Below are 22,220 nucleotides of genomic sequence, written 5' to 3'. Positions count from 1 at the left end.
AAAGGCCGGTACAGACCGGCCTTGGTGCGAAACAGCTATTTGACGCCCGGTGGATGAACGCCATAAGCTATTAAATAAGTAGCAATTACGACTCGCTGGGCGGGACGTAACCCGCTGCGGCGTCTGCGCCGCCGCCAAAGAAGTGGTTTTAGCGAAACTCCTTCTTGCAGCGCTCCACTGCGTTACTCGCTGGGCGGGACATAGCCCGCCGCGGCGTCTGCGCCACCGCCAAAGAAGTGGTTTTCCATCTGGCGGGCGAGGTATTGGCGGGCGCGGGCGTCGGCAAGGTTCAGGCGGTTTTCGTTCACCAGCATGGTCTGGTGCTTGAGCCAGCCAGCCCAGGCTTCCTTGCTGACGTTTTCCCAGATGCGCTTGCCCAGTTCACCGGGGTAGGGCGGGAAATCGAGGCCTTCGGCTTCTTTTTGCAGCTTGATGCATTGAACCATGCGTGCCATGGGGTGGTGTCCTTCTCGTAGTTGACGGGGTATGCAGCGGTTGCCGCACTTCAGCCTTGATTGATCAAGTGATTGAATCGATTGAAAAATCAGGGAGGTTCAGGCTGAGGATCGTCTTGTTAATAAATTTCAGTCATTAAAAACTGAATTAATAGTAGTTTGAGTTTTGAGGAGCGGATTTCAGAATGCGCTCAAGCCATGGGGCATGTGCGATATGCACCCGATGACCATCCGATTTCTGAAATTCTGAAAGCTCTTCATGCAACAACGCCGCCACTTTATCAAGTTTCCGATAGCCGCAGCCGCAATCGCGTCTCTGATTGCTGTCGCTCCTTCAGCTTTCATCGGCAGCGCGCACGCCCAGGGCGCGGCGCCGGTGACTCTGCTCAATGTGTCCTATGACCCGACGCGCGAGCTGTACAACCAGTTCAACCAGGCCTTCGCCAAGCACTGGAAGGCGACGACTGGTCAGGATGTGACGATCAAGCAGTCGCACGGCGGATCCGGCAAGCAAGGGCGGGCGATCATCGACGGCATCGAGGCCGATGTGGCCACCCTGGCACTGGCGGGCGACATTGATGCACTGCACAAGTTCGGCAACCTGGTGCCGGCCGACTGGCAAAAGCGCCTGCCGCTCAACAGTGCGCCGTACACCTCGACCATCGTGTTCCTGGTCAAAAAGGGCAACCCCAAGGGCATCAAGGACTGGGGGGATCTGATCAAACCTGATGTAAAGGTGATCACGCCGAACCCCAAGACCAGCGGCGGCGCGCGCTGGAATTATCTGGCAGCCTGGGAGTTCGGCAAGCGCACCTACGGCGGTGAGGCGGGCGCCAAGGATTACATCGGCAAACTGTTCAAGAACGTGCCGATTCTGGATACCGGCGCGCGCGGCTCGACCGTGACCTTTGTGCAGCGCGGCCAGGGCGATGTGCTGCTGGCCTGGGAGAACGAGGCCTATCTGGCGCTCAAGGAGTTCGGTGCCGAGAAGTTCGAGATCGTGACCCCCTCGCTCTCCATCCTGGCCGAGCCCACGGTGAGCGTGGTTGACAAGGTGGTGGACAAGCGCGGCACGCGCAAGATCGCCGAGGCCTACCTGCAGTACCTGTACAGCGACGAAGGCCAGGACATTGCGGGCCGCAACTTCTACCGACCCACCAGTGAAAAGGCCAAGGCGCAGTACGGCAAGCAGTTTGCGCAGCTCAAGCTCTTCACCATCGACGATGCCTTTGGCGGCTGGGCCAAGGCCGATGCCGCGCACTTTGCCGATGGCGGCAGCTTTGACCAGATCTACACCAAGAAATAAGCGCTGGCGCCCATCAGCAAAGCGGAGAATGCCATGAATTTTCAGCAACTGCGGGCCGTGCGGGAGGCTGCGCGCAACGGCTACAACCTGACCGAAGTGGCCCAGGTGCTCTACACCTCGCAGCCGGGCGTGAGCCGCCAGATCCGCGAACTGGAAGACGAGTTGGGCGTGGATATCTTCATTCGTGCAGGCAAGCGGCTCACGGGCCTGACTCCGCCGGGCGAGGCGATCCTGCCCATCGTGGACCGGCTGCTGCTCGAGTCGGAGAACCTGCGCCGCGCGGGAGCGGATTTTCATGCCAGCCGCAGCGGGCAGTTGAGCATTGCCGCCACGCACTCGCAGGCGCGCTATGCGCTGCCGGTGGTGGTGCGTGACTTCCGCGCCCAGTTTCCCGATGTGGCGCTGCACCTGCACCAGGGCTCGCCCCGCCAGGTGGCCGAGATGCTCTTGAGTGGGGCGGCCGACATTGGCGTGGCTACCGAAGCGCTCACCGGTTATGCGAGTCTTGCCACCTTGCCGGGCTACCGCTGGACGCACAGCGTCGTCGTACCGCTGGGCCATCCATTGCTCGCGCAGGTGGAATCAGGCCGGCCGCTCAGCCTGCAGTCGCTGGTGCGCTTTCCCATCATCACCTACGAGCAGGGCTACACCGGCCGTGCGCATATCGACGAATCCTTTGCCACCGCGGGCCTGGAGCCCAATGTGGTGCTGACGGCCATGGATGCCGATGTGATCAAGACCTATGTGGAGCTGGGCATGGGGATCGGCATCGTCGCGTCCATTGCCTTTGACGAGGAACGCGATCGCCACCTGCGCGCGCTGGACGCAGGGCATCTGTTCAAGGTCAACACCACCCGCATTGCCCTGCGCAAGGGTGTGTGGCTGCGCGCCTATGCGCTGCAGTTCATCGAGAGCTTCGTGCCGACCTTGACCCGTGATGTCGTGCTGCAGGCGGTGTCTGCGGCCGCTCCTGAAGAGGATGCCTCTGTCAACGCTGTGCAAAAGGCGGCTTAATCTAAGTTAATTGCTTAAATAATTTGTTTTTCTTGTTCTGATATGTATACGCTATGATGCGATTTTCAACTTGCATCAAGAAGGGGGATAGCGTATGCGTAAAGCTCTGGTTCTGACTGCCGTTGCAGGTAGCCTGGCGCTGGTCGGCTGTAAAACCATGGATACGGGCAACATTGGCAGCATGATCGACAGCGGCTCGACGGCGATGAAGGCCATGACTTTGTCTGACGGCGATGTGGTGGCGCTGTCCAACGAATCCTGCGAGGCCATGGATGCCCAGAACAAGATTGCACCCGCCAACAGCAAGTACACCCAGCGTCTGAACAAGGTGATCGCCAACATGCCCAAGGACGTCGACGGCAAGAAGGCGGTCTACAAGGTCTACCTCACCAGCGATGTGAACGCCTGGGCCATGGCCAATGGCTGCATCCGGGTATACAGCGGCCTCATGGATCTGATGAACGACGACGAACTGCGCGGCGTGATCGGCCACGAAATTGGCCACGTCGCCCTGGGCCACAGCAAGAAGCGCATGCAGACCGCCTACGCTACTTCGGCGGCGCGCCAGATTGCAGCCAACAGCGGCAACTCGGCTCTGTCGTCCCTGTCGCGCTCGCAAGCGGGCGAGTTGGGCGAGAAATTCATTCACGCGCAGTTCTCGCAGTCGAACGAATCCGAAGCCGACAACTATTCGTTTGACCTGCTCACCAAGCAGAAGATGGAGCGCAAGGGTCTGGTCACCGCATTCCAGAAGCTGGCCAAGCTCGGCGGTGGCGGCGGCAACTCGCTGATGAGCTCGCACCCTCCATCGGAAGAGCGCGCCAAGGCGATGCAGGCCCGCCTGGACGGCAACAAGTAAAAAGCCCTCCGTTCGCTAGTATCGATATACACAGGCCCTTGGCAGACGCCAAGGGCCTTTTTTGCATGTGGCGTGCATTGTGGGCCGATGGGCTTCGCAGCAATGCGTTGTTGGCTGACGGACAGAGCTGGGTGAGCGGGCACAATGTTCCTATCTACGCAAAAGCAAAAGGAGGAGCCATCATGGTTGACAAGCATGTGCCCGCAGACAGCACCCCAGGGGCAGCAAGAGGCCGGAAGGTGCTGCGCCGCCTGTGCGCGCCCTTGCTGGTTCTTGGTGCAATGGCGGGGCTGGCCGGCGGCGCCTGGGCCGAGGGCTTGCGGCCCGCAGGGACTGGATGGGGCCTGTCCTCCAGCTCGTGGGCAACTCCGATCCATGCGCGCGACCGCGATTACCGCAGCCGCGAAGAAAAGATCCGTGAGCATGAACGCTCACAAGGCTATTACGGCAATGATGATCGCAGGGCAGAGCGTCGTGATCGCCAGGATCGGCTCAGAGAGCAGCGCCTGCGGGAAAAGCGCTACAAGAACCGCTCATCCCACCACCACCGCCGCCACCAACCAGCGCAGCCTGCGCAGGACTGGCAGCGCTGAGCGGGCTTCGCACGCACTTTTATTTCTATTGACCATAAACGCAGGCCTTGGCCTGCGTTTTTATTTGCAGGCGCCATTGAGTTGGAGCAGTTCTGCATGTCTTGGCGCCGCTAGCACAGCCCTTGATACCTTATTGCTTCGCCGGGAGGCCCCAGCCGAGGGGCCAAGTCGGGGGCGCCTAGCCTTCTCGTAAGTTTGTACTGTCTGCGGTTTCGCCTGGCGTGGCCCGATGCCTCGTCTCAATCGCAAATCTACGATTTGCTGGGTCGTGTTAACGGCTCTTGGTAGATGGAGTCAACTGCAATTCGATGGCATCCGCGACGAGACCAATGACCGCTCGCACACCGGCAGAGAGGCTAATCACTGCTTTGGGTCACCATCTATTGCTCATCAAAAATCACTCTGCAGCTTCAGATCAGTCATGGAAATCACGGTTGTTGCATTTGGATTTTGAGTTTGATTGCGACTCCGTGGTGTAAATCTCATGAATTAAGAAGTTTATTTCTAATCTATAAATTTCCCATTAATTGTGTAGTGATGAAAAACAACAAAAAACAAAGAAAATCCAAAACATGAACTAAACTCCCATTCTTTTCTTGAGTGTTTATGAATATTTACTAGGTCTTGTCATGCATTTGAGCTTTTTGATGATTTTCCTAGTTTCATTATGATTATTGATTTAATCATCAATCTGAGAATTTCAGATTATTTCATTAATTATTATTTTTGCTTTTGAAAGAGGATTGAATAAAATGCAAAAAAATGCATTACTGCTTGCGCTGTTGGCATGCTTTTCTTCCGTTCAGGCGGCGCAGGAATGTGGAACTTCAGCTGTTAATATATGTACAAACACGGTATATTCTAGTGGTATTGACTACTATGGGTATTCTACGACCTCCGTTACTCTAAGTAATCCGGCAATGAATGTACAAACCAACGGAGTGCACGTTGGCCCCGGGCGCTTTGCCGCAGGTGTAGCTAGTTCTACCTTAGCAGCTACCGATTTTAATCTGGTAAGTACAACTGCTCCTGGGTTTAACGGCTACGGTTTGCTGAGTTCCAATACTGGGCCGGCCACTGTCACGGCTACGAATGGTGAGGTGAAAACTGTTGGAGGGTTAGATGGAGGTGGGAATTCTGCCATTGCTATTGTGGCCGAAGTGTTGAGGCCTAGTACGGGTAATGCGCTTGCTCAGGTCAATGGCACCGTGATTACAACAACCGGGCTTAATGCATTTGGTATCCTGGCTGTAACTGGAAATGGGAGCACCGGTGTTGCAACCGGAGGCTCTCGAATCGAGGCGTCAGGGATTACATTGAGTACCGCTGGGGCTAATGCGGCAGGTTTGCTTGCTGCGGGGCTTAACGGCAATACTGGCCCAGTAGATATTGTTTTCACTAGTGGCACGGTGGTAACACAAGGTGGTAACTCCGCGGCGGTCGGAGCCGTTACTCAAGGCGGCGCAGTCTCCATAGATATTCAGGCAGCAGCACAGGCGACTGCCAATGGCGTTGGTGGCTCAGATGGTGTTGTAGTAGTTGGGCCTGCATCAGCTGACGTGACAGTCAACAATGCCGGAAAAATCAAATCTGCACAAGCTGATGGCATTAACATAAGCGCGGCTTTGCATGGAGGCGTCATTACCAGCAGTGGTGATATCTCGGGTGCTACGGCAGCGGTGCGCGGAAGTCCTGCTGCAGACACCTTCACTGCATCGGGTGGAGCCATTGACGGCGTAACGCTGATGGGCGATGGCAACGACGTCGTCACTCTGACAGGATCAGTGAACGTCAGCGCCGCGCCGCAGTTTGATGGTGGCGCTGGGGCTGATACGCTCAATATCGATGGCATCAGCTTGAGCGGATTCACCGCAGCTGCCAACAATCCGGCACTCGGCAGCAATCTGACCCTCTGGGAAACCGTAGATGTCAAAAATGCTGGCACCTTGAAACTCACGGGCAATCTGTTCGATGCGGCTAATACTGGTGTCTTGAAACTCTCTGATGCTGCATCGGCACTGGATCTGCAGAATGCAGCCACTTCAACATCTACTGTGAATGGCAACTTCGATAGTACTGGGGTGCTGAAGATTGACACCGTAGTAGGCGATAGCAGTTCTGCCTCCGATGTTCTCCATATCACCGGAAACACGTCGAGTATCACGGTCATTCAGATTAACAATCTTGGTGGTTTGGGCGCGCTCACTACGGGCAATGGCATTCTGGTTGTGCAAGTCGATGGCAACTCCGGTGGCACATTCGCCTTGCCCGGGGGATCATTGGTCGTTGGCCAGTATGCTTACACCCTCCAGAAGGTGGGCAATAACTGGTATTTGCAATCGACCATGGTCGGTTCCGTTACCGTAAGCAAGCAAGTGATAGTGCCAGCGGGCGCATCTGCATTCAGTGGCAATATTCCATTCACCTTGAACTGCACCGCCCCTAGTTTCAGCCAAGCGGGCACCATCGTCGTATCTGCCAATCAGGGTACTTCAAGCCCGATTACCGTAGCAGTAGGCAGTGCGTGCTCGGTGACGGAGGGGACGCTGCCTGCAGCCCCTGCTGGCATGCAGTGGGCAACGCCTGTCTACGTACAGCCGGGCGCCATTGTAGGGGGACAGGTTGCAACGGCTGTTATTACCAACACCTTGCAAAGAAATGTCGGTAGCGTTACCGTGAGAAAACAAGTGACGATGCCAGCAGGCGCATCTGCATTCAGTGGCAATATTCCTTTCACCCTTGATTGCACCAACCCCAATTTCAGCCAAGCGGGCACCATCGCTGTTTCTGGCAATCAAGGTATTTCAGACCCGATTACCGTAGCAGTAGGCAGTACCTGTTCGGTGACGGAAGGCGCATTGCCTGCAGCCCCTGCGGGCATGGAATGGGCTAGCCCTGCTTACATGCAGCCCGGCGCCATCGTGGAAGGGCAAGTGGCGACGTCTGTCATTACTAACACCCTGAAGAATAGTGCGATTGTGGACAGCACACCCGCGCCCGTTCCCGCACTCAACCAATGGGCGCTGGCGCTCCTCTCCATGGTGTTCGCAGGGCTTGCTGCAGTTGGCTTGCGCCGCTCGCGCATGCATTGATCTATACGGATGAGATGTTTGCAGCCGCCTTTCAGCCTGCTGCAAACATCTATCTTCTGCTGTCTACCTCGTTGCATTCCCACTCGGGCAGCATTCAAATCAAGAAGTTCATTAAAGTCATAGCGTCTTTCATGCAGGGGTGCATCTTTAGTTTTTGTGATGTGGTTGCCTTAGTGGGGCTGGGAGTCGCCATGGGCTCATTGAGCGAAATTGTGGAACCCCGAGGCTGCTATGCTCTGGCGCATTCAGCCCTGAAAGCTCCTCGATGAAACTGCTTTTGCTCAGCAACTCCCGCGCCCCTGATGGCGGCTACCTCACCCAGCAGCGCGATGCGATTGCCGCCACCTTGAAGGGCGTGCGCAAGGCATTGTTTGTTCCATTTGCCGGTGTCACCATCAGTTGGGACGATTACACCGCCCAGGTGCAGGCCGCCATTGCACATACCGGTGTGCAACTGGTGGGCGCGCATGTGGAGGATGCGGTGGAGCAGTTTCTGGCAGGCGAGGTGCAGGCCATCATCGTGGGGGGCGGCAACACCTTTCAACTGCTGGCCGAATGCCGCAGGCGTGGCTGGCTGGTGCGCCTGGGCGATGCCGCGCGTTCGGGCCGCATGCCCTACATCGGCTGGAGCGCTGGTGCCAATCTGGCAGGGCTGACGATCAACACGACGAACGACATGCCCATCGTCAACCCGCACGGCTTTGGCGCACTGGGGCTGGTGCCTTTTTGCATCAACCCGCACTACAACAACAGCCTGCCGCCCGGCCACCAGGGCGAAACCCGCGACCAGCGCCTGGCCGAGTTTCTGGTGGCCAACCCGCAGATGCGCGTGGTGGCGCTGCCCGAGGGGACCTGGCTGGAGGTGAATGGCAGTGCCGTGGTGGTGGCTGGCGCTTATGCGGCCAAGCTGTTCACCGCGAATGCAGACGCGCAGGATCTGGCACTCGGAGCCCGTATCTAGAGCACGTTTCTGGATGGGACACGCACCGGATTAGAGCCGCTAACACAACCCTTGATACGTCGTTGCTTCGCCTTGTCGTACGTCTGTACTGCCTGCGGCTTCGCGCCTCGTCTCAAACGCAAATCTGCGATTTGCTGGGTTGTGTTAGCGGCTCTTAGAACCTGTTCAAAGTCTCTCGAATATGTGAGAAGCTTGGAGGGTGAGAAAAAGCTATCCAAGCGACATCAGTCGCGAACAATTCGAGATCATCAGGCCGTTGCTGGAGAGCGCGCGCAAGAAGACGGCACCGCGCAGAGTGGAGCTGTATGAGGTGTTCTGTGCGGTACTGTACCTGCTCAGGAGCGGCTGCCAGTGGCGCATGCTGCCGGAAGAGTTTCCCAAGTGGCGCACGGTGCACTCGTACTTTGCGATCTGGAGTGAGCCTCGTGAAGGAGGCAGCCTGCTGGAGCAGGCACTCAAAAAATCAGGTTGGCGCGGCCCGAGAGAGACAGGGGCGCAACGCATGCAGCGCGCACTTGATCGTGGACGCGCAGAGCGTGAAGAACACGGACACGGCAGCCCTGAAAGGTTATGACGCGGGCAAGAAGGTATCGGGCATCAAGCGCCACCTTGCAGTGGATACGCAGGGTTTGCCACATGCAGTAGCCGTGACCACGGCTAATGTGACGGATCGCAAAGGAGCGCTGCAAGCACTGCAGCGTTGCAAGAGCGGGCTCAAGCAGGTGCAAAGCCTGTTGTGCGACAGCGGCTACGTGGGCAGGCCCTTTGAGCAGAGCGCGCAGGAAATCCTGGGCGAGCACATCAAGGTGCAGATAGCCAAAAGGAGCGAGCTACACACCTTCAAGGTCATGCCCAAGCGCTGGATCGTTGAGCGCAGCTTTGCCTGGCTGGACAAGAACAGGCGATTATGGAAGAACTGCGAGCGGCTGCTCAATACCAGCTTGCAGTTTGTCCATCTGGCCTTCTTGGTTCTGCTGCTCAAAAGACTTTGAACAGGTTCTTAGTACAGTCGCCGCACATCGCCATTGGTGGGCGAGGCGCTTTCGTGAAACAGGTCTTCCAGGTACTGCACCAGCTCGTGCTCCTCGATGAAGTCGGGGATCACAAAGCCTGCGGGGCGGCGTTTGCCGTCGGAGCCGACCGCCATGACCTGCCAGGCGTCGGCGCGCCGCTCCACGTCAACAATACGGGTGTAGATACAAAATCGCATGGGATGGCCTGTTGCGAATGAGGCGTGCATGCGTCCGTGGTACGGGCTTGCACTGTCGTTGATGGCATGTGTCCTGCAGTGCGCGCCGTGCCCCGGCGATGCCAGGGCACAGGGGGCAGCCGGTGGCCCGGCCTGGATTACAGGCGTTCGAAGATCGCTGCAATGCCCTGGCCGCCGCCAATGCACATGGTCACCAGTGCATAGCGGCCGCCCGTGCGGTGCAGTTCGTGGATGGCCTTGACTGTGATGATGGCGCCGGTCGCACCGATCGGGTGGCCCAGCGAGATGCCGGAGCCATTGGGGTTGACCTTGGCGGGATCGGCGCCCAGGCCCTTGGTGACGGCGCAGGCCTGCGCTGCAAAGGCTTCATTGGCTTCGATCACATCCATCTGGTCGAGCTTGAGGCCTGTCTTGGCCAGCACCGCCTTGGATGCAGGGATGGGGCCGATACCCATGATCTTGGGCTCGACACCCGCGTGTGCGTAGCCCACCAGGCGGGCGAGCGGCTTGGCGCCTCGTGCGCCTGCGGCAGACGCTTCCATCAGCACCACGGCGGCGGCGGCATCGTTGATGCCCGATGCGTTGGCTGCGGTGACGGTGCCGTCTTCCTTGGCGAACACGGGCTTCATCTTCTGGAAGTCTTCAATCTTGGCACCGGCGCGGAAGTGCTCGTCCTTGTCGAAGGCGACCTCGCCCTTTTTGCTCTTGAGCATGACGGGCACGATCTGGCCTGCAAAGCGGTTTTCCGCCCAGGCGGCTTCGGCGCGCTGGTGGCTGGTGAGGGCCAACTGGTCCTGGTCGTCACGGCTGATACCGAATTCCTTGGCCACGTTCTCGGCTGTCACGCCCATGTGGATCTTGTGGAACGGATCGTGCAGGGCGCCGGTCATCATGTCGACCATCTGCGTGTCACCCATGCGGGCGCCCCAGCGGGTGTTGAGGCTGGCGTAGGGCGCGCGGCTCATGTTTTCGGCGCCAGCACCAATGGCGATGTCGTAGTCGCCCAGCAGGATGCCCTGGCTCGCGCTGATGATGGCCTGCAGGCCCGAGCCGCACAGGCGGTTCACGTTCATCGCGGGCGTCTCCTTGAGGCAGCCGCCGTTGATGGCCGCCACGCGGCTGAGGTACATGTCCTTGGGCTCGGTGTTGACTACATGGCCGAACACCACATGGCCCACATCTTTGCCCTCGACACCCGCGCGGGCGAGCGACTCCTTGACGACCAGCGCGCCCAACTCGGTCGGTGGAACATCCTTGAGGCTGCCGCCAAAGGTGCCGATGGCGGTGCGCACGGCGCTGCAGACAAGTACTTCACGGGTCATGGTGTATCTCCTTGGATGGGTATGCGAAAAGGCGAATGAAAACAGTATGCCGCGCGCAGGAAACTACTTCTTAGCGGGTCTTATTGGTGCGTTGCAGCATGATCGCATTATTGCCAGCCTCGTGTCTGCCGGACAAGTCGGGACGGCTACGTACAGGCGTGCAGCGCGCCTTGGCGACACCGCTGTGGCTCAGCTGCGTGCGCAAAACAAGGTCTTGCGCACAACTGGTGTGTGCAAGATGCTATGTTTTTATGAGCGATCAGGAGGCGGTTTCAGTCAGGGGCATGCGTCACGGCCTCGATGTTGTAGCCGTCCGGATCACGGACAAAGGCCGCATAGTAGTGCGCGTGGTAATGCCTGCGCGGGCCGGGTGCGCCATTGTCGATGCCCCCGGCTGCGAGGGCTGCCGTATAGAAGGCATGCACCTGTGCCTGGCTGGCGGCCCGGAAGGCCACATGGACGCACTGCGAGTGCGGGATGCCTTCACGAATCCAGAAATCGCCGCCAGGGTCCGAGCCCTGCACCGGCGTTGCGCTGCCAAAGCCGATGGCGCCCGGATGCAGCTTGCGCATCTCGTAGCCCAGAGGAGCCAGCACCCGGGTGTAGAAGGAACGGCTGCGCTCCAGGTTGCTGACGTTGATGCCAATGTGGTCAAGCATGGTGGCAACGTGGGTCCGTGTTGTTACGGCTCACGTACGTCGGCCACCACGTTCTGGCCGAAATCGGGGCGATCGAGCCAGGCCAGCACTTTGGCGCCGGCTTCTGCCGGAGAGCTGAGTTTGCCGCCTTCGTGCAGGCCCTTGAAGTTGGCTACATCGGGAAAGGCGCCCGCGTCGGCGCTGCGCAATTGCACCTGCATGTCGGTGTCGATCACGCCTGGGGCGAGCGAGACGATCCGGGCGCCATGGGGCTTGTGCGCTTCTTCCAGCGCCACGCAGCGGGCGTAGGCGTCCATCCCCGCCTTGGCGGTGCAGTAGGCAGCCTGCGATGCCATGGGGCGGCGGCCCAGGCCTGAGGACACATTCAGCACCTTTTTCGGAACGGTCCAGCCTTCGGTTGCGCCCAGAAAGACCCCGGTCAGCGCCATGGGCGCTTCCAGGCCCACGCGCAGCGCATTGCGCAGGTCTGCGGTCGGCACGGCAGACAGGGGCGCGATCTGCGGGATGACCCCCGCATTGTTGATGAGCGTGATGCTGGCCCAGTCTGCAGGCTGGAGGCTGCGCAGCCAGTCGCCCAGGCGCTGGGCGGTAGCATCGGTCTCTCCCAGGTCCTGTTCCCACTGGATGAGATTGGCAGGCTGAGGGGCCGCAGCAGCCAGTTCGCTGGACGCGCGTCGCGCAATGCTGAGCACGGTGTGGCCCTGGGCCAGTAGTTGAAGGCCCATGGCCAGGCCCATGCCGCGTGAGCCGCCGGTGAGGATGTAGAGATGCTTGGTCATAGGCAGCAATCCTAACGGTAGTTGGGGCACGTTTCGCCCCTCGCAGCTTCATCCTTTTCTATCGGTTCGGCTGCGCACTTCGAAGAGCTTGGTTAGGATGGCTGGGTTTGATCGATTCAGGAGAAATTGCACCATGGGCCAGCAAAAAGTTGCCATCGTGATCGCCGGCGGTTCCGGCATGGGCGCTGCAGCCGCACGCCAACTGCACCAGGCCGGTTTTGCCGTCGGCATTCTGTCGTCTTCGGGAAAGGGTGAGGCCCTCGCCAAGGAGCTGGGAGGTGTCGGCGTGACCGGCTCGAACCAGAACGTGGCCGACATGCAGAAACTGGTGGATGCGGTGATGCAACGCTTTGGCCGCATCGATGTGCTGGTGAATGGGGCAGGCCACGGCCCCAAGGGTGATTTGCTTGCCATCAGTGATGAAGACTGGATCAAGGGCCTGGAAGTGTATTTTCTGAACGTGGTGCGGGCCACGCGGCTGGTTGCGCCCATCATGCAGACCCAGGGCGGTGGCGCCATTATCAATATCTCGTCGGCCTGGGCGTTTGAGCCAGCGGCGCTGTTTCCTACCTCGGCCATGGCGCGCTCGGGCCTCGCGGCGTTCACCAAGATCTTCTGCGACGAGTACGGCAAGCACAACATCCGCATGAACAATGTGTTGCCCGGCTGGATCGACAGTCTGCCCAAGAAGGACGAGCGGCAGGCCGCCGTGCCGCTGCAGCGCTACGGCACGGCCGACGAGATCGGAGCGACGGTGGCGTTTCTGGCGTCCGAGGGCGCCGCCTACATCACCGGGCAGAACCTCAAGGTTGACGGCGGCCTGATGCGCCATATTTGAGGCCTGATCTCTGATCCGGTGCCAGCCGGTTTTCAGTTCTTTATGCTGCTGGCGCTTTGCTGATAAGCGCCATTTGCTATATTTATGATAGTGAATTCACCCGTGTGAGCTTTGCGCTCACCGGTTGCCTGCGCTGCACGCCTGCGGCTGGGGCAAAGGGGCAGCAGCAGGCGCCGCGCGGGGGACGCGGGTGACCAGCACAATGCCGATGACCACAGGGACGATGCCCAGAAAATCGGCCAGCGCCAGGGGCTCGCCCAGCACGGCCCAGCCAACGATCAGGCCCAGTGGCGGGGTCAGAAAGAACCACGCGCTGGCACTGCTCGCATCGGTGCGGCGCAGCAGGGCGAACCAGAGCGTGTAGCCCGCGATGGAAACCACGGCCACCGACCAGAGCATGGACGCTGCAAAGCGCAGGTTCAGGTGCACATCGGACCACTGTTCCACAGACAGCGCCCACGGCAGCATGATGGCCGAAGCCAGCAGCAGTTGCAGCGCAATATTGGCGGTGCTGCCGACTCCAATGCGCAGGCGCTTGTACAGCACGGTGCCGAGCGAAATCAGCAAGAGCGCGAGCAGCAGCATGAGCGTGCCGTGCCAGGAGTCGAGCGGGCCGCCCAGCCGGTGGCGCACGATGAAGGCCATGCCCGCAAAGCCCAGCAGCAGGCCGGCAAGCTTGCGCCCCGTGAGCCGCTCGCGCAGCAGCGGCACGGCAAGCAGGGCCACGACAATGGGTGCGGCCCCGATCACGATGGTGGCCAGACCCGCAGACACCTCGCGCATGGCGCTCCAGCTCACGCCCAGGTACAGCGCATGGTTGCAGGCGGCTATCAGCAGCAGGCTGGCGAATTCGCGGCCACTGGGGCGAATGCGCTCGCCCCGGTAGTGGCTCCAGGCAAGCAGCAGCGCCCCTGCACAGAAAAAGCGCATGGCCAGGAACAGCAGCGGCGAGCTGTCGAGCAGTGCAAACTTGGTGGCGGCAAACGCGCTGGCCCAGACCAGGGTGAATGGAATGGCAAAGGCCAGTACGGTCAGGCGCGAAGGGAGTGGCAAGGCCGAAGAAGGGAGCAGGGCAGACATGGCAGTGGGCGGCAAAAGAGGATGACAAATCCACTGTAGGGGTTTAAGCTGATATTTGGAAATTCAAAGTTTCCATGTGAGATATTCGATTTATCGATGGATTGCCTGCAGGAGGCTCGAATGGCCGACTTTGATATCAGCTTGTTGCGCACTTTCACCTCGGTGGTGGACAGCGGCGGTTTTTCACGCGCCAGCGAGCGGGTGCACCGCACCCAGTCCACCGTCAGTCAGCAGATCAAGAAACTGGAGGAGCAGGCCGGGCGCCAGTTGCTGTCGCGCGGTGCGCGTTCCAGCCTGCTCACACCTGATGGCGAGCGCATGCTGAGCTATGCGCGGCGCATCCTGGCGCTGCACGACGAGGCACGCAATCTGTTTGCCGAAGACCTGCCCGAGTTGGTGCGCGTGGGCGTCACCGAAGACCTGGCCGTCGATTCGCTGCCCGCCGTGCTCAGCCCGCTGGCGCTGGGAGACGACCATGTGCGGCTCGAGGTGCGGTGCGGCCTTTCGCGGCTTTTGGAGGCGGACCTGGGCAATGGCCTTCTGGATGTAGCCCTGTTTCGCCGCGTGGAAAGCCAGCCCAGCTCCGGCCCGGACTGCTGGGCGGAAAGCCTGCAATGGGTATGTGCGCAAGGTAGCCACCCTGAGCAATCGCAGGTGCTGCCGCTGGTGCTTTTTCCGCATGAATGCATCCTGCGCGGCTACGCGCTGGGCCAGCTCGACGCCATGGGCCGGCGCTGGCGCATTGCCTATACCAGCCCCAATGTATCGGGCATCCAGGCTGCCGTACGTGCGGGGTTGGGCGTGGCGCTGCTGTCACAGCGCATGCTGCCCTTGCAAGGCCTGCGGGTGATTGCCCCGGGCGAGGGCCTGCCCTCGCTGCCGCAGGTGTCCGTGCTGCTGCGCAGCGGCACGGGGGCACTGGGGCCCAGGGCGCAGCAGGTGATGGAGTTGCTGCGCGCGCACATGGATGAGACGGTGGGCGCATCCCTTAAGCAGCCATCCGTATCGGCAGCCATACCGGCCTAGCCTGATCCTGAACGGTTCAAAAATCCGCAGGCAGGGTGCACGCCACCGGCACCTGTGTCACCGGGTGTGTGAAGGCAATGTGCTGCGCCTGCAGCAGCAGGCGGGGCGCCATTGCCTGTACGCCGGGCGTGGCATACAGGCTGTCGCCCAGTATCGGGTGCCCGATGGCCTGCAGATGCAGGCGCAACTGGTGGGTGCGGCCGGTGACGGGTGTCAGCCACAAGCGCGTGCTGTCCGAAGGGATGGAGGGCAGAGTCGCTGCTTCTTGGCCCGTCACCGCGCGCCACCAGGTCTGGCTGGGTTTGCCAACGGCATGGTCTACACGCTGCAGCGGGCGGCGCTCCCAGTCGGCGATCAGCGGCAGGTCGATCAGACTCCAGTGCTCTGCGTCTTGTGGCATGCCGGCCAGCAAGGCGGCATCGGCAGGCGCGGGTTGCGCCACAGGGAAGCCGCTGGCGACAGCCATGTAGCGCTTGTCCACCTTGCGCGCGGCAAAGGCGTCGCCCAGTGCACGCTGCACGACCAGGCTGCGCGCCATCACCACCAGGCCCGAGGTCGCCTGGTCGAGCCGGTGCACCACAAGGGCGTCGGGCCACTGCTGCTGGGCACGGCTGCTGAGGCAATCGAGCTTGTCCGGCCCACGGCCGGGCACGCACAGCAGGCCGGAAGGCTTGTTCAGCACCACGAGGTGCGCGTCTTCATACACGGGAATCAACACAGGGCACCGTCTCGCCAAAGAAAGACCGACATTGTAGAAACTGTACGGAAGGCGACAGCAGCATGCTGCCGACCGGCGCGCCTTGCCTTACCTTACCCTTGCGCAGCGCCCACATGCACCAGCGGCATTTGCTCATGCCGATTTGCCGCAACTAGGGTTGCTACGATGGCTGGGTGCCACCGGTTGGTGCTACAAAAATGGTTGCTGCTGGCGCTTGCCGGATAAGCGCTGCACATCGAATAAGACTGAAGGAGAACGTATGCTTGGCCTGATGCAAAACCAGCAATTGCTGACCTCGAACCTGCTGGAGTTTGCGGAGCGTTACCACCGCGATACCGAGATCGTCTCGCGCCGGGTGGAGGGGGATATCCACCGCTACACCTACGCCGATTTTGCCCGGCGCGCGCGCCAGGTGGCAGGTACGCTCGACGCCATGGGGCTTGCGCCGAGCACGCGCGTGGCCACCCTGGCCTGGAACGGATACCGCCACCTGGAGCTGTACTACGGCGTAGGCGGCTCGGGCCGCGTCATCCATACCGTCAACCCCCGCCTGCACCCCGATCAGATCGCCTGGATCGTGAACCACGCCGAAGATGCGGTGCTGTGCTTTGACATGAGCTTTCTGCCCATCGTCCAGGCGGTGCATGCCAGATGCCCCACGGTCCGCCAATGGGTGGCGCTGTGCGATGCAGACAAGCTGCCGGCTGGCAGCGGCATCCCCGGCCTGGTGTCCTACGAGGACTGGATTGCCGCGGCGCCCACCAGCTACAACTGGCCGCAGTTCGACGAAAACACCGCCTGCGGCATGTGCTACACCAGCGGCACCACGGGCAACCCCAAGGCGGTGCTGTATTCGCACCGCAGCACCACCTTGCACGCCTACGGCGCCTCGCTGCCCGATGTGATGGACATTTCGTCGCGCGATGTGGTGCTGCCGGTGGTGCCCATGTTCCACGTCAACGCCTGGGGCCTGCCGTTTTCCGGGCCCTTGAATGGCGCCAAGCTGGTGTTCCCCGGCCCGGGGCTGGATGGCAAGTCGGTGTACGAGCTGATCGAGGCCGAAAAGGTGACTTTTGCCGCCGGTGTGCCCACGGTCTGGCAGATGCTGCTCAACCACGTGCAGAGCCAGGGCCTGAAGTTCAGCACATTCAAGCGCACGGTGATTGGCGGCTCGGCCTGCCCACCAGCGATGATCAAGACCTTCCAGGACGATTACGGCGTGACCGTGCTGCACGCCTGGGGCATGACCGAGCTGAGCCCGCTGGGCACGGTCTGCACCCTGAAGAACAAGCACCTGGCCCTTCCTGCGGAGGAGCAGGCCAGGCTGCTGGCCAAGCAGGGCCGGGTGATCTACGGTGTGGACATGAAGATCGTGGGCGACAACGGCGAGGACCAGCCCTGGGACGGCAAGACCTACGGCGATCTGCTGGTGCGCGGCCCCTGGACGGTGGGCAACTATTACCGCAACGAGGGCGCCTCCCCCCTGGTCAAGGATGCGCAGGGGCGCGAATGGTTTCCTACGGGCGATGTGGCCACCATCGATGCCGATGGCTTCATGCACATCACCGATCGCAGCAAGGACGTGATCAAGTCTGGCGGCGAGTGGATCAGCTCCATCGACATTGAAAATATCGCCATGGCCCACCCCGCCGTGGCCATGGCTGCCTGTGTGGGCATGCCGCACCCCAAGTGGGACGAGCGCCCGGTGGTGTTTGTAGCCTTGAAGCCGGGCCAGTCGGTCAGCAGGGAAGCCTTGCTGGCCTTCTATCAAGGCAAGACTGCCAAGTGGCAGATTCCTGATGATGTGGTGTTTGTCGAGAGCATTCCGCTCGGGGCCACAGGCAAGATGCTGAAAACCCGGCTGCGCGAGCAGCATGCCGACTACGTGCTGCCGACTACGGCATAGGCTGCCAGTCAGGAGCGGGTTTTCAGCAAAATCAACCGATGGCGTAGATGTGGAAAGCGCCTGAAGCTATCAAAATCGTAGTAACGGAGATGCACCATGGCGCGTAGGATTCAACAGCTTTTCGACTTGAGTGGCAAGACTGCGCTGGTGACCGGCGGCTCGCGCGGCCTGGGCCTGCAACTGGCGCATGCGCTGGGCGAGGCGGGCGCCAAGATCGTCGTCACCAGCCGCAAGGCCACCGAGCTGGAAGCCGCCGTGGCCGAGCTGCGTGGCGCGGGCATCGACGCGCGCTGGATCGCCACCGATTGCGCGGTGGAGACAGATATCGAACGTCTGGCCGCAGAAACGCTGGAGCGCGTGGGAGACCTGGACATCCTGGTCAACAACGCGGGTGCCAGTTGGGGCGCTCCCGCCGAAGACCACCCGATCGCCGCCTGGGACAAGGTGATGAACCTGAATGTGCGCGGCTATTTTCTGCTGTCGCAGCACATTGCCAAGAACAGCATGATCGGCCGGCGCAGCGGCGCCATCATCAACGTGGCCTCCATCGCGGGGCTGGGCGGCAACCCGGTGGCGATGAAAACCATTGCCTACAACACCAGCAAGGGCGCGGTGATCAACTTTACGCGCGCGCTGGCGGCCGAGTGGGGGCACTATGGCATCCGCGTCAACGCGCTGGCTCCGGGTTTCTTCCGCACCAAGCTCGCCAATGGCCTGATCGACCAGCTGGGCGAAGACCAGATGACCGCCAATGTGCCGCTGGGGCGCCTGGGTGATAACGAAGACCTCAAGGGTGCCGCCGTGCTGCTGGCCAGCGACGCGGGCAAGCACATCACTGGCCAGTTTCTGGCGGTGGATGGCGGCGTGAGCGTGGTGACGGCAGGGTAAGAACGTGTTTGCGATCTCCTCGCGCCGCGACAGGGGCTTTGCCGTGCCGCCAATGGTTCAAGGCCTTCACAGCTCATGGCTGTACACGATGAACCCCTTGTGCTGTGCCACCTTGTCGTACAGGGCGCGCCCGGCTGTGTTGTGGTCCTGGGTCTGCCAGTACACGCGGCAGGCACCTGCGCGGTGGGCCTCGCCGTACACGGCCTCGATCAAAGCCTTGCCAATGCCTTGCCCGCGGCAGGCGGGCAGGGTGAACAGATCCTGCAGATAGCACACCGGCTGCAGGCGTGAAGTGCTCACGTGGAACAGGTAGTGCGTGAGGCCCAGCAGCCGTCCCTCGGATTCCGCCACCAGTGCAAACATCGGTACTACGGGATTGTGGAAGCCTTGCCAAGTGTTCTGGGTGACGGCATCGGGCAGGGCGGTTTCGCCTTCACGGCCATAAAAGGCGTTGTAGCCATCCCAAAGCGGCTTCCAGCCCAGGTAGTCAGTAGGTGCGAGAGGGCGGATCTGAATGGACATGGTGTGCGGCTCGCTGAATCTGCGTGTCTGACCTTGGACTGTAGCGGGTTCGCGGCTGCTATAGAGGCCTGACAGGGTGCTGTCGCCTAAACGTCAGGGTTTCCCCTTAAATGAGCCCGCAAGCGGTTATGCTTGCTGCATGGGCCGCCCGCCGCTGCGCGGCCTTTTTTGTCTTGTCCTTGCGTTCTACGTTCTCATGCTGGAGCCCGCCGTGCTGCCCTTTGAAGTTGAAATCCCCTTTGTCAGCCACCTGGGCTTTAGCTTGCACAAATGGGCCGATGGCGAGAGCGAGCTGCACTATCACGCGCGCCCCGAGCACCTCAACAGCTTTGATGTGACGCACGGCGGTGCATCGATGACGCTGCTGGATGTGACCATGGCCCACGCGGCGCGCAGTGCCATTGCAGGCAGCGGCGCCGTCACCATCGAGATGAAAACCAGCTTCATGGCCACTGCCAAGGGCCCGCTGGTGGCCAAGGGCAAGCTGCTCTCGCGCACCAAGACCATGGCTTTCTGTGAAGGCTGGCTGTATGACGAGGCGGGCAAGCTCTGCTGCCATGCTACTGGCACTTTCAAATACGTGATGCCGGAAGTCGTGCAATCCCTGCAGGCTGCCAAGAAGCAGATCAAGACCGATTGAATTCATCCACGGTGTTCTGGCCGCCAGTTATACCGCTCTGCCTTTGTTTGAGTCACAGCCCCCATGCCCAAGCCTTCTTCTCCTGCCGACCGGTTGAACTGGACCTGTCTTTCCTTTGACCAGCTGAGCCTGGGCGATCTGTATGACGTGCTGCACGTTCGCTGCCAGGTGTTCATTGCCGAGCAGGTGGCCTTTCAGGACCTGGATTACAAGGACCAGAGCGCCTGGCACCTGCTCGGGCGCGACCAGGCGGGCGTTCTGCAATCGTACGCACGCATACTGCCGCCAGGGCAGGCTTACGAGGAACCCTCCATTGGCCGCGTGCTGGCCATGGCAGCCGTGCGCGGCACAGGCGCTGGCTGGGAGCTGATGCGCCATGCGATGGCCGAGGTGGAGCAGCGCTGGCCCGGATCACCGATCCGCATCGGGGCGCAGGCCTATCTGCAGACCTTCTACGAAGGCTGCGGCTTCGAGGTGGTGTCGGAGCCATACCTGGAAGACGGCATTCCGCACCTGACCATGCTGTACCGGGGCCAGGGTGCATGATGGCGGCAGCGCATGCATATCCATCCGCCACGCGCGAGTGGGAGACTGCATGCCTGAGGTGCGAATCGGCTGCTGGCGCTCGCCAGTTATGCGCAGTAGCTCATATTTTCATAGCAAATCGAACCAGCCATGGATAAGTCTTTGACACCCGATACGGTCTTGGTACAGGCACCGGCTCCAGCCATGAGGGACGGCCTTCCCATGCCCGAGCGGCGCCTCGCGATGCTGGTGATCGTGCTGGGCCTGATTGTGGCCGTGCTCGATGGCTCAATCATGAATCTGGCCCTGCCCACGGTGGCCAAGCAACTCAATGCCCAGCCTTCGGAGGCGATCTGGATCGTCAATGCCTACCAATTGGGCACGTTGGGATTGCTGCTGCCGCTGGCGGCGCTGGGTGAGCGCATCGGCTACCGCAAGGTGTATCTCATTGGTTTGCTGTGCTTCACCATTGCGTCGGCCGTTGCCATGCTGGCGCAGTCGCTGTGGCTGCTGATTGCAGCACGCGGACTGCAAGGCATGGGCGCGGCAGGGGTGATGGCGGTGAACGCGGCGCTGGTGAGGCTGACGTACCCGGCTTCCAGGCTGGGCAAGGGCATGGCGCTCAATTCGCTGGTAGTGGCAGTGTCGTCCGTTGCCGGGCCGGGCGTGGCAGCATTGATTCTGTCGATTGCCAGCTGGCCGTGGCTGTTTGCCATCAACGTTCCGTTGGGGCTGCTGACCTTGTGGCTGGGGCGCAAGGCCTTGCCGCACAACCCGCCGCAATTGCTGGCCGCGCCTCACGCACGGCTCACGCCGGTGGATGTGGTGCTGAACTTTGCCATGTTCTCGCTGGTGTTTCTGGGGGCGGAGCGCATCGGCGCTCGGCACGATGCAACGGCCGCAGCGGGACAGGCCAGTACCGGCTGGGCCATGCTGGGACTGGGTCTGGTGCTGGGCACCTGGTATGTGCTGAGGCAGAAAAAACTCAGCTTGCCGCTCTTGCCACTCGATCTGCTGCGCATTCCGGTGTTTGCACTGTCCATGGGGGCGTCGATTGGCGCGTTCAGCGCGCAGATGCTCTCGTTCATTGCGCTGCCATTCATGCTGCTCGATGCGCTGGGCCGCAGCCATTTTGCCGCCGGCATGCTGATGACTGCATGGTCGGCTGCCATCGTGCTGGTGGCGCCAGTGGCGGGCAAGCTCATCGGCAAGGTGGAAGACGGCCTGCTGGGCGGCATCGGCATGGCCATTCTGGCTTTCGGGCTGCTCAGCCTGGCCTTGCTGCCTGCCGACCCGGGCGACCTGAACATCGGCTGGCGCATGGCGCTGTGCGGCCTGGGTTTCGGCCTGTTCCAGTCGCCCAACAACCACACCATTGTCACCTCGGCGCCGCTGGCGCGTGCCGGAGCGGCCAGCGGCATGCTCGGCACCGCGCGGCTCACGGGGCAATCGCTGGGAGCGGTGCTGGTGGCCATCATCTTCACCCTCTGGCCTGTGACCAGCGGCATGGGCACCACGGTGGCCCTGTACATGGCCGCTGCGTTTGCGGCCATGTCGGCGGTGTTCAGCAGCCTGCGCCTCAAGCACAAGGCAGTGCACTAGGCCTAAGAACGTGTTTACGATCTCCTCGCGCCGCGACAGTGGCTTTGCGGGGCGCCCGGCTAGGGATGGAATGAGAGGCGCAATACCGCAGCAATAGCCCGGCTATTGCGAGGATTTGCAACGACGTAGACCGCCCCTAACCGGGCGTCCCCAAACCCACCGTCCCTCCGGGTTGGAGTGAAATCGGGCGATTTCTGCGCGCTGGCCCTTGCTTGCACCCCGGTG

Annotated in this window: 22 protein-coding genes; 14 read left to right on the top strand and 8 right to left on the bottom strand. The window is 61.1% G+C overall.

Features of this window, described 5'->3' with window-relative positions:
• Positions 1-182 precede the first annotated feature (182 nt).
• Complete coding sequence (locus LAD35_RS10385; protein ID WP_224149012.1) at positions 183-455, bottom strand: oxidative damage protection protein; 273 nt, start codon at positions 453-455, stop codon at positions 183-185.
• 259 nt (positions 456-714) lie between these two features.
• Here LAD35_RS10385 and LAD35_RS10380 point away from each other — a divergent pair, with 259 nt between their 5' ends.
• The 7 genes from LAD35_RS10380 to LAD35_RS10350 all read left to right on the top strand — a co-directional run bounded on the left by LAD35_RS10380 (position 715) and on the right by LAD35_RS10350 (position 9,272).
• Positions 715-1,761: a sulfate ABC transporter substrate-binding protein gene (locus LAD35_RS10380; protein ID WP_224149011.1), complete on the top strand. Its 1,047-nt coding sequence runs from the start codon at positions 715-717 to the stop codon at positions 1,759-1,761.
• A gap of 33 nt (positions 1,762-1,794) precedes the next feature.
• The gene (locus tag LAD35_RS10375) at positions 1,795-2,775 is read left to right on the top strand and encodes a CysB family HTH-type transcriptional regulator (protein WP_224149010.1); all 981 of its coding nucleotides are present in this window, start codon (positions 1,795-1,797) and stop codon (positions 2,773-2,775) included.
• Positions 2,776-2,869: 94 nt separating this feature from the next.
• Positions 2,870-3,634, top strand: coding sequence for a metalloprotease LoiP (gene loiP, locus LAD35_RS10370; protein ID WP_224149009.1), 765 nt, complete (start codon positions 2,870-2,872; stop codon positions 3,632-3,634).
• Positions 3,635-3,816: 182 nt separating this feature from the next.
• Positions 3,817-4,227: a hypothetical protein gene (locus LAD35_RS10365; protein ID WP_224149008.1), complete on the top strand. Its 411-nt coding sequence runs from the start codon at positions 3,817-3,819 to the stop codon at positions 4,225-4,227.
• Positions 4,228-4,979: 752 nt separating this feature from the next.
• Positions 4,980-7,319 (top strand): IPTL-CTERM sorting domain-containing protein, encoded by a 2,340-nt coding sequence (locus tag LAD35_RS10360; RefSeq protein WP_224149007.1) that lies wholly within the window; start codon positions 4,980-4,982, stop codon positions 7,317-7,319.
• Between the two features lie 265 nt (positions 7,320-7,584).
• Positions 7,585-8,280, top strand: coding sequence for a dipeptidase PepE (gene pepE, locus LAD35_RS10355; protein WP_224149006.1), 696 nt, complete (start codon positions 7,585-7,587; stop codon positions 8,278-8,280).
• Positions 8,281-8,479: 199 nt separating this feature from the next.
• Positions 8,480-9,272, top strand: a protein-coding gene (locus LAD35_RS10350) for an IS5 family transposase (RefSeq protein WP_224149005.1) whose coding sequence is annotated in 2 segments (ribosomal slippage) — positions 8,480-8,739 and positions 8,738-9,272 — 795 coding nt in all. Because the reading frame shifts where the segments join, the coding sequence is not laid out codon by codon here.
• 8 nt (positions 9,273-9,280) lie between these two features.
• On the opposite strand, the gene LAD35_RS10345 is transcribed toward LAD35_RS10350, so the two are convergent.
• The 4 genes from LAD35_RS10345 to LAD35_RS10330 form a co-directional block, all read right to left on the bottom strand.
• Positions 9,281-9,490, bottom strand: coding sequence for a DUF7661 family protein (locus LAD35_RS10345; protein ID WP_224149004.1), 210 nt, complete (start codon positions 9,488-9,490; stop codon positions 9,281-9,283).
• A gap of 137 nt (positions 9,491-9,627) precedes the next feature.
• The gene (bktB, locus tag LAD35_RS10340; RefSeq protein ID WP_224149003.1) at positions 9,628-10,812 is read right to left on the bottom strand and encodes a beta-ketothiolase BktB; all 1,185 of its coding nucleotides are present in this window, start codon (positions 10,810-10,812) and stop codon (positions 9,628-9,630) included.
• A 272-nt stretch (positions 10,813-11,084) separates the two neighbouring features.
• Positions 11,085-11,471, bottom strand: coding sequence for a VOC family protein (locus LAD35_RS10335; RefSeq protein ID WP_224149002.1), 387 nt, complete (start codon positions 11,469-11,471; stop codon positions 11,085-11,087).
• 23 nt (positions 11,472-11,494) lie between these two features.
• The gene (locus tag LAD35_RS10330) at positions 11,495-12,250 is read right to left on the bottom strand and encodes an SDR family NAD(P)-dependent oxidoreductase (RefSeq protein ID WP_224149001.1); all 756 of its coding nucleotides are present in this window, start codon (positions 12,248-12,250) and stop codon (positions 11,495-11,497) included.
• A gap of 133 nt (positions 12,251-12,383) precedes the next feature.
• Here LAD35_RS10330 and LAD35_RS10325 point away from each other — a divergent pair, with 133 nt between their 5' ends.
• Positions 12,384-13,088 carry an SDR family oxidoreductase gene (locus tag LAD35_RS10325; protein WP_224149000.1) on the top strand — a complete coding sequence of 235 codons (705 nt, stop codon included), beginning with the start codon at positions 12,384-12,386 and terminating at the stop codon, positions 13,086-13,088.
• Positions 13,089-13,205: 117 nt separating this feature from the next.
• Here the strand turns inward: LAD35_RS10325 and LAD35_RS10320 are convergent, their stop codons facing one another.
• Entirely contained in the window at positions 13,206-14,168 is a 963-nt protein-coding gene (locus LAD35_RS10320; RefSeq protein ID WP_224148999.1) for a DMT family transporter, read from the bottom strand.
• Positions 14,169-14,288: 120 nt separating this feature from the next.
• Between LAD35_RS10320 and LAD35_RS10315 the strand changes: the two genes are divergently transcribed.
• Entirely contained in the window at positions 14,289-15,194 is a 906-nt protein-coding gene (locus LAD35_RS10315; protein WP_224148998.1) for a LysR substrate-binding domain-containing protein, read from the top strand.
• A 16-nt stretch (positions 15,195-15,210) separates the two neighbouring features.
• On the opposite strand, the gene LAD35_RS10310 is transcribed toward LAD35_RS10315, so the two are convergent.
• Positions 15,211-15,912: a pseudouridine synthase gene (locus LAD35_RS10310; protein ID WP_377780422.1), complete on the bottom strand. Its 702-nt coding sequence runs from the start codon at positions 15,910-15,912 to the stop codon at positions 15,211-15,213.
• Positions 15,913-16,171: 259 nt separating this feature from the next.
• Here LAD35_RS10310 and LAD35_RS10305 point away from each other — a divergent pair, with 259 nt between their 5' ends.
• Positions 16,172-17,818 carry a 3-(methylthio)propionyl-CoA ligase gene (locus LAD35_RS10305; RefSeq protein ID WP_224148997.1) on the top strand — a complete coding sequence of 549 codons (1,647 nt, stop codon included), beginning with the start codon at positions 16,172-16,174 and terminating at the stop codon, positions 17,816-17,818.
• 96 nt (positions 17,819-17,914) lie between these two features.
• Positions 17,915-18,706 (top strand): SDR family oxidoreductase, encoded by a 792-nt coding sequence (locus LAD35_RS10300; RefSeq protein WP_224148996.1) that lies wholly within the window; start codon positions 17,915-17,917, stop codon positions 18,704-18,706.
• A 66-nt stretch (positions 18,707-18,772) separates the two neighbouring features.
• On the opposite strand, the gene LAD35_RS10295 is transcribed toward LAD35_RS10300, so the two are convergent.
• Complete coding sequence (locus tag LAD35_RS10295; RefSeq protein WP_224148995.1) at positions 18,773-19,228, bottom strand: GNAT family N-acetyltransferase; 456 nt, start codon at positions 19,226-19,228, stop codon at positions 18,773-18,775.
• Between the two features lie 211 nt (positions 19,229-19,439).
• Here LAD35_RS10295 and LAD35_RS10290 point away from each other — a divergent pair, with 211 nt between their 5' ends.
• The 3 genes from LAD35_RS10290 (at position 19,440) to LAD35_RS10280 (ending at position 21,995) form a co-directional block, all read left to right on the top strand.
• Positions 19,440-19,868, top strand: coding sequence for a PaaI family thioesterase (locus tag LAD35_RS10290; protein ID WP_184711051.1), 429 nt, complete (start codon positions 19,440-19,442; stop codon positions 19,866-19,868).
• Positions 19,869-19,931: 63 nt separating this feature from the next.
• Entirely contained in the window at positions 19,932-20,414 is a 483-nt protein-coding gene (locus LAD35_RS10285; RefSeq protein ID WP_224148994.1) for a GNAT family N-acetyltransferase, read from the top strand.
• Positions 20,415-20,543: 129 nt separating this feature from the next.
• Positions 20,544-21,995, top strand: a complete 1,452-nt coding sequence (locus LAD35_RS10280) for an MFS transporter (RefSeq protein ID WP_224148993.1) — start codon at positions 20,544-20,546, stop codon at positions 21,993-21,995.
• Positions 21,996-22,220 lie beyond the last annotated feature (225 nt).

It is taken from the genome of Comamonas odontotermitis, assembly GCF_020080045.1.
Taxonomy (GTDB): Bacteria; Pseudomonadota; Gammaproteobacteria; order Burkholderiales; family Burkholderiaceae_C; genus Comamonas; species Comamonas odontotermitis.
The sequence above is the reverse complement of the archived record's forward strand: the minus strand, read 5'-3'. Positions and strand labels throughout refer to the sequence as shown.

Excerpts from the sequence above, each read along its gene's own strand:
- bktB (WP_224149003.1), bottom strand. The coding sequence starts at position 10,812 with ATGACCCGTGAAGTACTTGTCTGCAGCGCCGTGCGCACCGCCATCGGC.
- LAD35_RS10305 (WP_224148997.1), top strand. The coding sequence starts at position 16,172 with ATGCTTGGCCTGATGCAAAACCAGCAATTGCTGACCTCGAACCTGCTG.
- LAD35_RS10380 (WP_224149011.1), top strand. The coding sequence starts at position 715 with ATGCAACAACGCCGCCACTTTATCAAGTTTCCGATAGCCGCAGCCGCA.
- LAD35_RS10330 (WP_224149001.1), bottom strand. The coding sequence starts at position 12,250 with ATGACCAAGCATCTCTACATCCTCACCGGCGGCTCACGCGGCATGGGC.
- LAD35_RS10345 (WP_224149004.1), bottom strand. The coding sequence starts at position 9,490 with ATGCGATTTTGTATCTACACCCGTATTGTTGACGTGGAGCGGCGCGCC.
- LAD35_RS10285 (WP_224148994.1), top strand. The coding sequence starts at position 19,932 with ATGCCCAAGCCTTCTTCTCCTGCCGACCGGTTGAACTGGACCTGTCTT.
- LAD35_RS10280 (WP_224148993.1), top strand. The coding sequence starts at position 20,544 with ATGGATAAGTCTTTGACACCCGATACGGTCTTGGTACAGGCACCGGCT.
- LAD35_RS10325 (WP_224149000.1), top strand. The coding sequence starts at position 12,384 with ATGGGCCAGCAAAAAGTTGCCATCGTGATCGCCGGCGGTTCCGGCATG.
- loiP (WP_224149009.1), top strand. The coding sequence starts at position 2,870 with ATGCGTAAAGCTCTGGTTCTGACTGCCGTTGCAGGTAGCCTGGCGCTG.
- LAD35_RS10360 (WP_224149007.1), top strand. The coding sequence starts at position 4,980 with ATGCAAAAAAATGCATTACTGCTTGCGCTGTTGGCATGCTTTTCTTCC.
- LAD35_RS10300 (WP_224148996.1), top strand. The coding sequence starts at position 17,915 with ATGGCGCGTAGGATTCAACAGCTTTTCGACTTGAGTGGCAAGACTGCG.
- LAD35_RS10320 (WP_224148999.1), bottom strand. The coding sequence starts at position 14,168 with ATGTCTGCCCTGCTCCCTTCTTCGGCCTTGCCACTCCCTTCGCGCCTG.
- pepE (WP_224149006.1), top strand. The coding sequence starts at position 7,585 with ATGAAACTGCTTTTGCTCAGCAACTCCCGCGCCCCTGATGGCGGCTAC.
- LAD35_RS10335 (WP_224149002.1), bottom strand. The coding sequence starts at position 11,471 with ATGCTTGACCACATTGGCATCAACGTCAGCAACCTGGAGCGCAGCCGT.
- LAD35_RS10315 (WP_224148998.1), top strand. The coding sequence starts at position 14,289 with ATGGCCGACTTTGATATCAGCTTGTTGCGCACTTTCACCTCGGTGGTG.
- LAD35_RS10375 (WP_224149010.1), top strand. The coding sequence starts at position 1,795 with ATGAATTTTCAGCAACTGCGGGCCGTGCGGGAGGCTGCGCGCAACGGC.
- LAD35_RS10385 (WP_224149012.1), bottom strand. The coding sequence starts at position 455 with ATGGCACGCATGGTTCAATGCATCAAGCTGCAAAAAGAAGCCGAAGGC.
- LAD35_RS10295 (WP_224148995.1), bottom strand. The coding sequence starts at position 19,228 with ATGTCCATTCAGATCCGCCCTCTCGCACCTACTGACTACCTGGGCTGG.
- LAD35_RS10365 (WP_224149008.1), top strand. The coding sequence starts at position 3,817 with ATGGTTGACAAGCATGTGCCCGCAGACAGCACCCCAGGGGCAGCAAGA.